This window comes from Enterobacter sp. UPMP2060 (assembly GCF_053709655.1).
In genome coordinates this window covers 997,899-1,013,994 of record NZ_JBSKJQ010000001.1, presented here as the reverse complement: position 1 = coordinate 1,013,994, position 16,096 = coordinate 997,899, and the positions used below count along the sequence as shown (strand labels likewise).

Annotated in this window: 1 pseudogene; it reads right to left on the bottom strand. The window is 63.3% G+C overall.

Features of this window, described 5'->3' with window-relative positions:
* Positions 1–161 precede the first annotated feature (161 nt).
* Positions 162–16,028, bottom strand: a pseudogene (locus tag ACWKXN_RS04930) (Ig-like domain-containing protein); the annotation flags it as partial.
* Positions 16,029–16,096 lie beyond the last annotated feature (68 nt).

The window sequence follows — 16,096 nt, the reverse complement described above, 5'->3', positions numbered from 1 at the left end:
CCGGCATAGGTCGAGCTATCGCTGCTGGAGTATGACTGGCCGTTAGCAATGATATTCCACAGACCGCTGCTGTTCATGCCGAGGGTCATGGTGGAGTTGTTGCTGTTCCCCGCCGTGGTTGCCCAGTCGGTATTCACCGAGGTGGTATCAATCACCAGGCTGCCGGTCGCCGTACCGGTGGTATTGCCATTACCTGCGCTGCTCTTCACCTGCGCCGTCACGCTGTAGCTCGACACGCTCAGCGCATCGCCGTCCGGGATCTGCAGATACCAGGTGTTATGATCCGGATCGACCACCACTGCGCCGCCGGTCTGGGAGGTGTAGGTTTTTCCGTTCACCGTTACCACCAGGTATTCACCGTTCACCAGGTCAGCGGAGACGGTACCGCTGACAATCGGCGTGGTGTCCGACGTGGTCTGCGCGGTAATCGCCGCCGTGGTGGTCGGGATGCTGGTATCAACGTTCAGCACAAAACCGTCGGATTCCGTGTAGTTACCTGCCCTGTCGGTGACGCGCACAATGTAGGTGTGGTTGCCGTCGCTGAGGCCGTTGTCCTGGAAGGACCAGCTTGCGCTGCCGTTCATGGTCACCTGGCCGAGCAGGACCCCGTCACGGTAGAGCTGCACAATTTCACCGTCGTCCGGGGCGCGGTTAAGCGTACCGTTGATCAGCGGCGAGTTATCGTCCGTTGCCACCGCGCTGCCAAAGGTCCCCTGACGCTCGCCTTCGCCGTCGGTATAGCTCACTACGGTTCCCACCGTGGTTGGCGGCGTGGTGTCTACCGTCACCACCTGAGAGGCGGTAGAGCCAACGTTGCCCGCCTGGTCGATAATCCGCACCTGGTAGGTGTAGTCCCCGTCAGCCAGATCGCGGGTATCGGTGTAGCTCCAGCGCTGGTTGGTGACCGTGGCGTCTGACCAGGTGTTCCCGCCGTCCAGGCTGATCTGTACGCGCTCGTCGTTTGCCAGCGCGCTGCCCAGCGAACCGTTGATGGTCAGCGTGGTGTCCATGGTGATGAAATCACTCCCGGACTGGCCGGTATCTTCGCTGATGCTGTCGATGGTGACGCCGTACTGCGGCGCCTGCGTATCCACCGTCACCGCCTGCGAGGTGGTTGCCCCTACATTCCCCGCCTGGTCGACGACCCGCACCTGGTAGTTATGGCTGCCGTCGGTCAGGGTACGCGTGTCGCTGTAGCTCCACTGCGTACCGCTGACGGTGGCGTACACCCAGGTGCTGCCGCCGTCCATGCTCACCTGCACGAATTCACCCGCGCCCAGCTCTGCGCCGAGCGTTCCGTGCAGCGTGTACGAGGTCGAACTGGTCAGGAAGTCGTTATTGTCGAAGCCGGTATCCACGGTAATGTTATCCACGGTTACCGTAATCGCCGCATCCGGGGCGACCGTATCGACGGTCACCTGCTGATGGGCGCTGGCCCCCACGTTGCCCGCCGCATCCACCACGCGAACGTAGTAGTCATAGGTCTGGTTACCCAGCGTGCGGCTATCGACGTAGTACCAGCTGTTGCCAGTGACAATCACGTTCTGCCAGGTGACGCCGCCGTCGATGCTGATCTGGGCATATTCGCCGTCGGCCAGCGTCGCGCCGAGCGAGCCGTGCAGCGTCAGGGACGTATCGTTGGTGATAAAGTCGCTGCTGCTCAGGCCGGTATCGTCGCTGATGCTGTCGATGGCGATGGTTTTGCTGGCGTCCGGCGCAACCGTATCAATGGTCACCACCTGGCTGGCGGTGGCGCTGATATTGCCCGCGTCGTCAATCACGCGCAGCTGGTAGTTGTAATCCCCGTCGGCCAGCGTGCGGCCATCGACATAGGTCCAGCTCAGGCCGCTGACGCTGACGTCTGTCCAGGTAACGCCGCCGTCGAGGCTGATCTGCGCGTGGTCGCCGCTGCCCAGCGCCGCGCCGAGCGTCCCTTTCAGGCTGATCTGGCTGTCGCTGGTGATAAAGTCGCTGCCGGACAGGCCCGTATCCTGGGTGATGGAATCCACCGTAATCGTCGTAGCCGCAGGCTTCGTCTGATCGATAACCACGTCCTGGCTGTCCGTCGCCCCCACGTTGCCCGCGTTGTCGATCACGCGCACCTGGTACTGATACGAACCGTCCGTCAGGGTGCGGCCATCGGTGTAGCGCCAGGTGGTGCCGGTCACGGTCAGGTCAATCCAGGTGGTGCCGCCGTCAAGGCTGATCTGCGCCTTCTCGTTATTGCCGAGCTGCGCGGTCAGCGAGCCGTTGACCACGACCTGGCTATCGTTGGTGATGAAATCACTCGCGCTCAGGCCGGTGTCGTTTTGCAGCGAATCAATGCTGATGCCCATCGACGGCGCGGTGAGATCCACGGTGACGCTGTGGTTATCGCTGCCGCTGTTGCCGATGGTGTTGCTGACCTGCGCGTTAATGACGTACGAACCGCCGTCCGCCAGCGCGGCCACCTCTGCGCTGCCCACCGTATAGCTCCAGCTGCCGTCATTCTGAACGGTCGCCGTGTAGGTTTTACCGTTCAGCGTAATGGTCACCGTCTGGCCCGCCGGGGCGTCGGTGGTGCCGCTGACGACCAGCGGCGTGCCGTGCTCGGCGGCGTTGACGATATCGTCCTGCGCAAAGGTGTTGATGGTGATGGTTGGGACATCGCCGTTCAGCGTCACGTCGTGCGTCACGCTGCCCGGGTTGCCCGCCCTGTCGCTTACCGAAGCGGTGATGGTGTAATCCCCGTCGCTCAGGCCGAGGAAATCACGGCCCGGCACGAAGACCGACCACGAACCGTCCTCCCCGACGGTCGCCTGATAGCTGTGCCCGTTGAAGGAGACGGTCACCGTCTGGCCCTGTTCCGCCGTGGTGGTGCCGCTGATGGTCTGGCCCGCCAGCTGCTCCGCGTTGTTGACGATATCGTCATCGGCCACGGTGCTGATGGTCACGGTTGGCGCGACGGTATCGACCGTTAAGGTGTGCGTGGTCTGGCCGTTATTACCCGCGTTATCGTTGACCGAGGCGGTCACCGTCAGCGCGCCCTGGCTCAGCGCGGCCAGATCGGCTGCCGGAACATCCAGCGTCCACGTCCCGTCGTTCGCGACGGTGGCAGTGTAGGTTTTGCCGCCCAGCGTCACGGTGACGGTCTGGCCCGCTTCCGCGCTTGAAGAGCCGTGCACGGTCAGCGGCTGCTGCGCTTCAAGCGCGTTCAGCATGTCGTCACCCGACAGCGTCGCAATGCTCACGACCGGCGCAGTGGTATCCACGCTGATGCCGTGGGTCGCCGACGCGCTATTGCCCGCGCTGTCCTGCGCCGAGACGGACACCTGGTAGCTCGCGCCATCGGCCAGGGCGCCCACGTCGGCGGCAGGTACGGTGGTCGTCCAGCTACCGTCGCTCTGGATGGTGGCCGTATAGCTCTTGCCGTTCAGCGTCACGGTGACCTGCGTCCCGCTGGCGAACTGGGCGCTGGAGCCGTTAATCACCAGTGGCGAACCGGCTTCAGCCGCGTTGATGACGTCATCGCCGCTGAGGGTATTGATGGTCAGCGCCACGGAGGCTGTGTTCACTACCACGTCGTGGGTCTGGGTGCTGCTGTTGCCCGCGCTGTCGGTAATCGTCGCGCTGAGGGTCACGGTGCCGTCGGTCAGCGCGGAAATCACGCTGGCCGGCACGCCCACGCTCCAGTTACCGCTGGCGTCAACGGTGGTGGTGTACTGGTGCGAACCGATGGTGATGACCAGCTTATCGCCGACGCTCGCGCCGGTTGCCGTGCCGCTGACGATCTGCGCCTGCCCGTGCTCCACGCTGTTGATGACGTTATCGCCCGCGACGGCGTTAAAGCTGACGGTCGGCGGCGTGGTATCAAGCGTAATCGCTTTGCCCGCGCTGCCCGGGTTACCCGCGGCGTCGCTCACGCTGACCTGCACGGTGTAGCCGTTATCCGCCAGTGCGGACAGGTCGGAGCCAGGCACGTTCACGCTCCAGATGCCGCCCTGCTGCACCTGCGCGGTATAGCTCTTACCGCCCAGCGTCACGGTGATCGTCTGACCGACTTCCGCCGTGGTGGTGCCGGAAATGGCCACGCCCGCAGCCGCTTCGCTGGCGTTAATCACGTTATCGCCTGCGACCGTATCGATGGTCACGGCTGGCGCGGTGGCGTCCACGCTGTACTCGCGGCCCGCCGAGGCGCTGTTGCCGTGCGCGCTGGTGACGCTCACCTGCACGCTGGCATCACCGTCCTTCAGGCCCGCGAGATCGGCGGAAGGCACGGTGGCCGTCCAGTTACCGTCGGCATCGACTTTCGCGGTGTACGTCTTGCCGCCGAAGGTGATGGTAACGGTCTGGTTTTCCTCCACGTTCGAGGTGCTGCCGGACAGCACCAGATCAGCGCCTTTCTCCGCCGCGTTAATCACGTCGTCGGTGGCAATCGCATCGATGCTGATAGCCACCGCTGACAGATCGACGGTCACGTCATGACTGATGGTCACCGGGTTGCCCGCCGCGCTCTGGCCTGCAACGGTCACGGTGACCGTGCCCGCATTCAGCGCGCTAACGTCCGCCGCCGGGATCGCCGCGCTCCATGTGCCGTCTGCCAGCACGGAGGCCGCATAGGTTTTGCCGTTGACGGTCACGGTGAGCGTGGTGCCTGCCGCCAGCCCGTCGCTGGAGCCGGTAACGATCAGATTCTGCCCGTGCTCGATGCTGTTGATCACATCGTCGCCCGCCACGGTATCAATGCGCAGACCCGGCAGGCTGGCGTCGATAACGATTTCGCGCTCGCCCGCGCCGGTATTGCCGTGGCCGTTGGTGACGGATGCTGACACCGTCAGGTCACCGTTGCCCAGCGCCGTCAGGACGGATTCCGGCACGTTCACGGACCAGGTGAGATCGCTCTGCACCGTTGCGGTGTAGCTGTTGCCGCCGATAGTCACGGTTACCGTGTTGCCCGCTTCCGCGTTCGCTACTTTACCGCTGATGGTCTGACCCGCGGCCACTTCTGCCGCGTTGATGACGTTATCGCCCGCCACGGTATTGATGGTGACGGTCGGCAGCGCGGTGTCGACCAGCAGGGTCGCCGTATTGCTGACTCTGTTGCCCACGCCGTTGGTGGCGGTCGCGCTCAGGGTGTAATTCGCTTCGCCCAGCCCCGCCAGATCCGCTGACGGAACCGTCAGGCTCCAGGTGCCGTCTGCCGCCGTCGTTGCAGTGTAGTTTTTGCCGTTGAGCGTCACGGTCACCACGGTGCCTTCCGCGAGGTTGGCGCTGGTGCCGCTGACGCTCAGATCCTGACCTTTCTCCACCGCGTTCAGCACGTTATCGCCGCTGATTGAGTTGAACGCCACCGATGGCAGGCCGGTATCGACGGTCACGTTATGGCTGCCGGTGCCGGTGTTGCCCGCCGCGTCGGTGACTGACGCAGTCACGGTCACGGTGCCGTCGCTGAGGCCGGAAATGACGCTCGCCGGGACGCCCACGCTCCAGTTACCCGCCGCGTCCAGCACGGTGGTGTAGGTCTGGCCGCCAATCGTGACGGTGACCTTATCGCCCGCTGCCGCGCCGGTGGCGGTGCCGCTGATGATGTGCGCCTGGCCGTGCTCAGCGATGTTAATCACATCGTCGCCCGCCACGGTGTTGATGGTCACCGCAGGAACGGTCACGTCCACCGTCAGATTGCGATCCGCCGACGCCGGGTTGCCCGCCTTGTCGCTGACGCTCGCCGTCACGGTGACGCTGCCGTCGCCGAGCGATGCCAGATCCGCCGCCGGAACGCTCAGCGTCCAGCTGCCGTCCGCGTCTGCGGTTGTGGTGTAGTCTTTGCCGTTCAGCGTCACGGTCACGGTCTGGCCTGCTTCGGCGGTGGTGGTGCCGGATACGGTCAAATCGGACTGCGCTTCTGCGGCATTCAGAATATCGTCAGCCGCCAGGGTATGAATGGTCACGGACGGCGCGGTTGCATCCACGCTGTACTCGCGGCCTGCCGAAGCGCTGTTGCCGTTCACGTTGGTGACGCTCACCTGCACGCTGGCATCACCGTCCTTAAGGTGTGCCAGATCCGCAGAGGGTACGGTGTAGGTCCAGTTACCGCTGTCGTCTACTGTCGCGCTATAGATTTTGCCATTCAGGCTGATGGTCACGGTCTGCCCGGCTTCCACGTTGGTGGTCGCACCGGACAGCACCAGATCCGCGCCCTTCTCCGCCGCGTTAATCACGTCGTCGGTGGCGATGGCGTTGATGCTGATGGCAACGGTCGCCAGATCTACCGTCACGTCGTGAGTGATGGTGATCGGATTGCCCGCTGAGCTGTCGCCGGTCACGCTGATTTTGACGGTGCCTTCCGGCCACGTGCTCACGTCGGAGGACGGGATCGCCGCGCTCCAGGTGCCGTCCGCCAGTACGGTCGCCGCATAGTCTTTACCGTTGACGGTGACGGTCAGCGCCGTGCCTGCCGCCAGCCCGTCGCTGGAGCCGGTGACGATCAGGTTCTGCGCGTGTTCGATGGTGTTGATCACGTCATCACCCGCGACGGTGTCGACGCGCAGGCCCGGCAGGTTAGCGTCGATAGCGATTTCGCGCTCGTCGGTGCCGGTGTTGCCGTGGCCGTTGGTGACGGTCGCCGTTACGCTCAGGCTGCCGTTGCCCAGCGCGGTCAGCACGTCGGACGGCACGTTCACGGACCAGGTCAGATCGTTCTGTACCGTTGCGGTGTAGCTGTTGCCGCCAATGGTGACGGTGACGATATTGCCCGCTTCGACATTCGCCACGGTACCGCTCAGGGTCTGGCCTGCCGCCACTTCCGCCGCGTTGATGACGTTATCGCCCGCCACGGTATTGATGGTGACGGTCGGCAGCGCGGTGTCCACCAGCAGGTTCGCGGTGTTGCTCACGCTGTTGCCCACGCCGTTGGTGGCGGTCGCGTTCAGGGTATAGTTGGCCTGGCCGAGACCGGCCAGATCCGCTGCCGGAACCGTCAGGCTCCAGGTGCCGTCTGCCGCGGTCGTCGCCGTGTAGTTTTTGCCATTCAGGGTCACGGTCACCACGGTGCCTTTCGCCAGGTTGGCGCTGGTGCCGCTGACGCTCAGGTCCTGACCTTTCTCCACCGCGTTCAGCACGTTGTCGCCGCTGATGGCGCTGAAGCTGACCGAAGGCAGACCGGTATCGACGGTCACGTTATGCGTGCCGGTACCGGTGTTGCCCGCCGCGTCGGTGACTGATGCAGTCACAGTCAAGGTGCCGTCGCTGAGGCCGGAAATCACATTCGCCGGCACGCCCACGCTCCAGTTCCCCGCCGCGTCCAGCACGGTGGTGTAGGTCTGGCCGCCAATGGTGACGGTGACCTTATCGCCCGCTGCCGCGCCGGTGGCGGTGCCGCTGATGATCTGCGCCTGGCCGTGTTCTGCGATGTTAATGACATCGTCGCCCGCAACGGTATTGATGGTCACCGCAGGCGCGGTGATATCTACCGTCAGGTTGTGATCCACGGACGCCGGGTTACCCGCTTTATCGCTGACCGATGCGGTAACGGTGACGCTGCCGTCGGTTAATCCAGCCAGATCGGCCGCCGGGACGTTCAGCGTCCAGCTGCCGTCTGCGCTGACGGTTGTGGTGTAGTCTTTGCCGTTCAGCGATACGGTCACGGTCTGGCCCGCTTCGGCGGTGGTGGTGCCGGATACGGTCAGATCCGACTGCGCTTCAGCGGCGTTCAGAATATCGTCGGTCGCCAGGGTATTAATGGTCACGGACGGCGCGGTCGCATCCACGCTGTACTCGCGGCCCGCCGAGGCGCTGTTGCCGTTGACGTTGGTGACGCTCACCTGCACGCTGGCGTCGCCGTCTTTCAGCCCCGCCAGATCCGCAGACGGCACGGTAGCTGTCCATTTGCCGTCGGCGTCCACCGTGGCGGTGTAGTTCTTGCCGCCAAAGGTAATGGTAACGGTCTGGTTTGCTTCCACGTTCGAGGTGGTGCCGGAGAGCACCAGATCCGCGCCCTTCTCGGCCGCGTTAATCACGTCATCGGTGGCGATGGCATCAATGCTAATGGCAACGCTCGCCAGATCCACCGTCACATCGTGGCTGATGGAGACCGGGTTACCGGCGCTGCTCTGGCCCGATACGGTCACGGTAACCGTGCCTGCGGCCAGCGCACCCACGTCCGCAGCCGAGATGGCCGCGCTCCAGGTGCCGTCCGCCAGCACGGTTGCCGGATAGGTTTTGCCGTTTACGGTCACGGTCAGCACCGCGCCAGCCGCCAGCCCGTCGCTGGAGCCGGTGATAATCAGATTCTGCCCGTGTTCGATGCTGTTGATCACGTCGTCACCCGCCACGGTATCCACGCGCAGGCCCGGCAGGTTAGCATCTATCACGATTTCGCGCTCGCCCGTTCCGCTATTGCCCACGCCGTTCGTGACGCTGGCCGACACCGTCAAATCACCGTTGCCCAGCGCGGTCAGCACGGATTCCGGCACGTTAACGGACCAGGTGAGATCGCTCTGCACCGTGGCGGTGTAGCTGTTACCGCCAATGGTCACGGTCACGGTGTTGCCCGCTTCGGCATTCACCACCTTACCGCTGATGGTCTGGCCGGCTGCCAGCTCCGCCGCGTTAATCACGTCGTCGCCCGCAATGGTGTTGACGATCACGCCCGGCAGAACGGATTCCACGTTCACGGTGTGCGACGCGCTGGTATTATTGCCGACGCTGTCCGTTGCTGAGGCGGTGACGGTATAAAGCGCCTCGCCCAGCTGCCCGACCTCGTTCGCCGGAACGGTGGTGGTCCACAGCCCGCTGTCATCTACCGTCGCGCTGTACGCTTTACCGTTCAGCATCACGGTCACCACCGCGCCTGCCGCCAGGCCGGAAGCCGTACCGGAGATCGTCAGATCCTGGGTTTTCTCGGCGTTGTTGATCGCATCGTCACCGGAAACGGTGTCAATGGTCAGCACCGGCGCGGTCAGGTTCACCTCCACGCCGTGCGTGGCGCTGTTGCTGTTGCCCGCTTTATCGGTCAGCGCCGCGGTGATGGTGTAATCCCCTGCGGCCAGGGCGGTAACGTCCGCCGCAGGCACGCCCACGCTCCAGTTGCCTGAGGCATCCAGGGTGGCGGTGTACGATTTGCCGTTGAGGGTGACGGTGACCACATCACCCGCCGCCGCACCGGTCACAGAACCCGTGACAATCAGTGCCTGCGCATGCTCGGCGCTGTTGATCACGTCGTCGTCGGAAACGGTGTGGATGGTCAGCTGCGGGACGGTGGTATCGACCAGCACGTCGCGATCCGCTGAGGCCGGGTTGCCCGCCTTATCAGACACGGCGGCGCTGATGGTGTAGTTGCCGTCGGTAATACCGCTCAGATCCGCGGACGGCACGGTCACGCTCCAGCTGCCGTTTGCCTGCACGGTGGTGGTGTAGTCCACGCCGTTCAGCGTCACGGTGACGGTCTGGCCCGCTTCGGCGTTGGTCACGCCGTTAACGACCAGATCCTGCTGCGCTTCGGCGGCGTTGATGATGTTGTTGTCGCTGACGATCTCAATAGATACCGTCGGCGCGGTCGCGTCCACGCTGTACTCGCGGCCCGCGGACGCGCTGTTGCCGTTCACGTTGGTAACGCTCACCTGCACGCTGGCATCGCCGTCTTTCAGGCTGCCCAAATCGGCGGACGGTACGGTCGCCGTCCAGTTGCCGTCGGCATCGACCGTCGCGGTGTACGACTTGCCGCCGAAGGTAATGGTGACGGTCTGGTTTTCTTCCACGTTGGAGGTCGAGCCGGACAGCACCAGGTCCGCGCCTTTCTCAGCCGCGTTGATTACGTCGTCCGAGGCAATCGGGTTAATGCTGATGGCGACTGCCGCCAGATCCACCTTCACGTCGTGGCTGATGGAAACCGGATTGCCCGCCGCGCTCTGGCCTTCCACGGTCACGGCAATCGTGCCCGCATTCAGCGCGCTGACGTCAGCTGCCGGAATGGCCGCCGTCCAGGTGCCGTCTGCAAGCACGGTTGCGGCGTAGGTTTTGCCGTTGACGGTCACCGTTAACGCCGCGCCCGTTGCCAGGCCCTCGCTGAAGCCGGTGATAATCAGGTTCTGCGCGTGCTCAATGCTGTTGATGACATCGTCGCCCGCCACGGTATCGACGCGCAGGCCCGGCAGGTTAGCGTCTATAACGATTTCGCGCTCGCCGGTTCCGGTGTTGCCGTGGCCGTTGGTGACGCTGGCTGACACGGTCAGATCGCCGTTCCCGATGGCGGTTAAGACCGTGGACGGCACGTTGACCGACCAGCTCAGATCGTCCTGAACCATCGCGGTGTACGTATTGCCGCCAATTGAAATCGTGACAGTGTCACCGCTCGCCGCGCCGCTCACTTTGCCGCTCAGGGTCTGCCCGGCAGCCACTTCCGCTGCGTTAATGACATCGTCCGTGGCGACAGGGTTGATGGTGACCTGCGGCAGCGCGCTGTCAACCAGCACGCTGTGGCCGGTGCTTGCGCTGTTGCCCGCCGCGTCGGTTACGCTCGCCGTCACGACGTAGCTTGCTTCGCCCAGCGCGGAGACATTTGCCGCCGGAACGGTGATGCTCCAGTTCCCGCTGGCGTCGGTGGTGGCCGTATAGCTGATACCGTTCAGGGTCACCGTAATGGTGGTTCCGTCCGGCTGGTTGCTGGTGCCGGACACCAGCAGATCCTGGCCTTTCTCGGTCGCGTTGATCACGTCGTCAGCCGCCAGGGTATTGATGGCAACCACCGGCGCGGTCAGGGAGACGTCAAACTCGTGCGTCGCGGTGGTGCTGTTACCGGCTTTATCGGTGAGTGTCGCGGAGATGGTCTGTTCGCCGTTAACCAGCGCTCCCACGTCCGCAGCCGGAACGCCCACGCTCCAGCTGCCTGACGCGTCCAGCATGGCGGTGTAGTCTTTGCCGTTCAGGGTCACGGTAATCACGTCACCCGCCTGCGCGCCCGTGACCTTACCGGAGACAATCAGCGCCTGGCCGTGCTCGGCAATATTCACTACGTCGTCGCCCGCGACGATGTTGAACGAAATCTGCGGTACGGTGGTGTCGACCAGCACCGCGGAGCCCGCGCTGGCGGGGTTGCCTGCTTTGTCGGACACGGTCGCCGTCACCGCCGCGCTGCCGTCGGCGATGCCTGCCATATCCGCCGCCGGAACGTCGAGCGTCCAGCTGCCGTCCGCCTGCACCTGCGCGGTGTACTGATTGCCGTTGAAGGTCACGGTGACCGTCTGGCCTGCTTCGGCAGTAGAGGTGCCGCTCAGGGTCAGATCCTGCGCCGCCTCTGCCGCGTTCAGCATATTGTCATGGCTGATGGTGTTGATGGTCACCGTCGGCGCGGTGGTATCGACGCTGAATTCCTGCGCCGAAGACGCCGCGTTGCCGTTCACGCTGGTGACGGTTACCTGCACGCTGGCGTCACCGTCTTTCAGACCGCTCAAATCGGCTGCCGGAACGGTCCAGGTCCAGTCGCCGTTAGCATCCACCGTCGTGGTATAGGTTTTACCCGCAAAGGTGATGGTTACGGTCTGACCCGCTTCCACGTTGGAAGTCGTGCCGGAAAGCAGCAGGTCCTGGCCTTTTTCCGCCGCGTTGAGCACGTTATCGTCGGTCACGCTGCTGATGGTGATGGCGACAGGCGCGAGATCGACGTCCACGACGGTGCCGATAGTCACCGGGTTGCCGTAAGCATCCTGCGCGCTTGCCTTGATATCCAGCGAACCGTCCGCCCACTGGGAGACATCGGCCGCCGGTACCGCCGCCTGCCAGGTGCCGTCCGCCAGTACCGTTGCGGAATAATCTTTGCCGTTGATGGTCACGGTCACGGTGCTGCCCGCCACCAGATCGGTGCTGGTACCGGATGCAATCAGGTTCTGAGCGTGTTCAATCACGTTGATCACGTCGTCACCCGCCACGGTATCAATACGCAGTCCCGGGAGCTGGGCGTCGATGGTGAAGTCGTGAGAAGAAGAGCCGGTATTGCCGTGCGCGTTGGTCACGCTGGCGGATACGGTGAGGTCGCCGTTACCGAGCGCGGTTAACTGGCTCTCGCTTAACGGCAGGCTCCAGGTCAGATCGTCCTGCACGGTAGCCGTGTACGTCTGGCCGCCAAGGATAATAGTGACAGTGTCACCTGAAGCCGCGTTCGTCACTTTACCGGTCAGGGTTTGCCCTGCCGCCACTTCCGCTGCGTTAACGATATTGTCGCCCGCCAGGGTGTCGATCGTTACCACCGGCAGCGAGCTGTCCACCAGCACATCATGCGAGGTTGAGGCGCTATTGCCTGCGCTATCCGTGACGCTCGCCGTCACGGTGTAATGGGCTTCTCCCAGCGCGCTTACGGCCGAGGCCGGTACGGTCACGCTCCAGTTTCCGCTGGCGTCAGCGGTGGCGGTGTACTGAATCCCGTTCAGGGTCACCGTAATGGTCGTGCCTTCCGGCTGGTTGCTGGTGCCGGAGAGCAGCAGATCTTCGCCCTTCTCGGTCGCGTTGATCACGTCGTCCGCCGCCAGCGTGTTGATACCGATGACAGGCGTCACGGTATTCACCACCACATCCAGCGAACTGCTTCCGGTGTTGCCGGATCGGTCGGTCACGGAGACGTCGATGGTCCAGGTGCCGTCAGTCAGCCCCTGCACGACGGACGCCGGCAGGCCAAGGCTCCAGTTCCCCGCCGCATCCACCACGGTGGTGTAATCAACGCTGTTAATGGTGATGGTGACCAGGTCGCCCGCCGCCGCACCGGTGACGGAGCCGCTCAGGATCTGCGCCTGTGAATGGGCGAGCTGGTTAACGGTGTTGGTGTTGGTGACAAAGTCGTTGATGGTCACCTGCGGTACGGTTGCGTCCACCAGCCCCACGCGATCGGCGCTGCTGGCGTTGCCCGCCACGTCGCTCACGGTTGCGGTCACGGTCACGATGCCATCCGTCAGGGCACCGACGTCTGCCGCCGGGACGCTCAGCTGCCAGGTACCGTCCGTCTGGACCGTGGTCTGATACGTTTTGCCGTTCAGCATCACGGTGACCGTCTGGCCTGGTTCCGCACTGCTGCTGCCGCTTAACAGTAAATCCTGCTGCGCTTCAGCGGCATTGATGATGTTGTCGGCGGTCAGGTTATCGAGCGTAATCGCCGGAGGCTGCGTATCCACCGTGACCACACGCGCGGCGTCGGCGCTGTTGCCGCTGACGTTAGTGACGCTGACGCTCACCTGCGCGCGCCCGTCGATCAGGGTTTCCATGGCGCTGGCGGGTACGGTCAGGCTCCAGGAGCCATCCTGCTGCACCTGCGCGGTGAAGGTCTGGTCGGCGAATTTCACCACCACGGTCTGCCCCGTCTCCACGCCCTGCGTCTGGCCGGAAAGGGTTAAATCACCGCCTTTTTCTGCCGCATTCAGCAGGTCATCGCCGGAGACGGTATCAATGGTGACCGCCACGGCGTTCAGATCGAGTTCAATCGGGTGTTCAGCCGCAACGGGATTGCCCCAGGCATCTACCGCGCTAACGCTAACCGTCATGCCTCCCGCCGTCCAGGCCTGCAGGTCCGCCGCCGGAACGCCGATCTGCCAGCTGCCGCTGGCGTTAACCGCGGTAACGTACTCCACGCTGTTGATGGTGACGATAATCTGCGTGCCCGCGGCCAGATGACTGCTGGAGCCGGTGACGCTCAGATCCTGCTGCTGTTCGATGGCGTTGATCACGTCATCGCCGGAAATGGTGTTCACGCGCAGACCCGGCAGCTCCGCGTTGATGTTGATATCACGCTCGCCGGTGCCGGTATTGCCGTGCCCGTTGGTGACGGAGGCGCTGAAGGTTAAATCCCCGTCGCCGAACGCCTGAAGATCCGCTGACGGGATTTTCACGCTCCAGGTCAGGTCGCTGCCAACCGTTGCGGTGTAGCTCTTGCCGCCTGCGGTGATGGTGACGGTATCGCCCGCCGCCGCGCCGGTAACGCGACCGCTGAGGGTTTGATCGACGCCCGCTTCGGCGTTATTGACCAGGTTGTCGCCCGCAAACGTATTGATAATGACCTGCGGAAGAACGGTATCCACCAGCAGATTCGCCTCGGCAGAACCGCTGTTACCCACGCTGTCGGTCCCGCTGACGCTGACGGTATAAAGCGTGTTCGCCAGATTCAGGACGTCGGAAACCGGCACCTGGACCGCCCAGATACCGTTTTCGACGGTGGCCTGATAGCTGACGTTGTTCAGCGTCACGGTGACGGTGGAGCCGTCCGGCAGGTTGCTGGTGCCGGTCAGGCTCAGCGGCTGCATCGCCTCCTGGGCATTAAGGACGTTATCCTGGCTGATGGCGTCAATCGTAAATTCCGGCGGGTGTCCGCTCAGCGTAATGCCGTGCGTGGCGCTGCCGGTGTTGCCTGCCGCGTCAGTGACGGAAACCGAAAGCGTGTGGTTGCCTTCACCCAGCGCGCCCAGCACGGACGCCGGAACGCCCACGCTCCAGCTGCCGTCCGCCAGCACCACGCCGGTGAAGGTCTGGCCGCCAAGGGTCACGGTGACCACATCGCCCGCGGCGGCACCGCTCGCCAGGCCGGAAATAATGTGCGCCTGGCCTTGCTCGCTGATATTGAGGATATCGTCGCCCGCCACGGTATGGATGGTGACGATCGGCGCGGCGGTATCCACCGTGAAATCTGCCGTCACGGACGAGCCGTTGCCCGCTTTGTCGCTAACGTTAACCGTCAGGGTGTGATTACCCTCACTCAGCGCCTGCACGTCGTTCACATCAAGCGTGACGGACCAGGTGCCGTCGCTGCCCACCGTGGCGTTATAGTTTTTACCGTTCAGCGTGACCGTGACGATCTGACCGGCTTCCGCATTCGTTTTACCGGTCAGGGTCAGCGGCTGGCCGTGCTCAGCCGCATTAATGATGTTGTCCTGCGCGAGGGTATCGACAGATAGGGTTGGCGCGGTGGTATCCACCCCAATCGTCTGGCTTCCGCTAACGGTGTTACCCGCCGCGTCTTTACCGCTCACGTTGACCGTCCAGGTACCGTCGCCCAGCGCCTGCGCGTCCGCCGCAGGCACGTTAACACTCCACGCGCCGTCTGCCCCGACTTCAGCCGCGTAGGTTTTGCCGTTCAGCGTCACGGTGAGTGCGGTACCCTGCGCCAGGTTTTTGCTGGCACCGGAAAGCGTAAAGCCCGCGGATTGCTCGCTGGCGTTCAGCACGTTATCGCCCGCCGTGGTGGCCAGCGTAATGGCGGCGTCGGCGGTAGAGACCGTCACGGTGATACTGCCCGCAGAGGTGGTTTTACTGCCGTCGATCTGCACGACGGACCAGGTGTGTTCCCCGTCCGTCTGGGTCGGTAATATTACCGTCCAGGTGCCGTCTTTACCGACCATGGCGCTGGCAATGGTGCTGCCGCTGCTGTCTTTGATCTGGATGGTCGCGCCCGGCTGACCGGTGCCGCTAAAGGTTGGGTTGCTGTCGTCCGTGATCTCGTTTGCGCTCAGCACGCCCTGCTTGTCACCCGCTTTATCCGACAGCAAGAAGGTCGGCGTGGCGCTTTCAACTTCTTTCGTATTATCAATGACTTTTGTTTTAGTTTCGCCGTCACCGCCGTTTGCCAGCAGTGCCCCGATGGCACCGCCGCCTAACGCAGCCCCCGCAATCCAGCCCCACGGCGCGTCGCTTAAAACACTTTCCTGCTCGAGGAAAGGTTGAATGCTGCTAATCGGTGTGGCCTGCGCGGTTAACTCGGTCACCGCAGCGCCTGACGCTTCCCCGGCATCAGCAAAAGAAATATGCGTCAGTTCCTGACGGTCGTTGAACACCAGCTCTGACTGATTATGCGTTTCTGGATCTTCGACAAAATAGTTATTGCAGCGAATAACGCTGCCATCTTTCATATAAATGAGGAGATCTTTACCCTGGCGGACATAACGCGCCACATCCTGAGCAGAGCCCTGGATTTCAATCACGCTCGGCGATGAAATAGAGACCGACAGATTTCCTTCGCCGGTTAATTTCGTTTTCTCCGCCGTTTTGCGAATGATGACATCAACAACTTTCATGTTACTCATATTCTTCTCCTTGCAGGTGTACGGATTCCTGTGGATATGTCCACCAGACGGATGTAGCTATCCCTGGG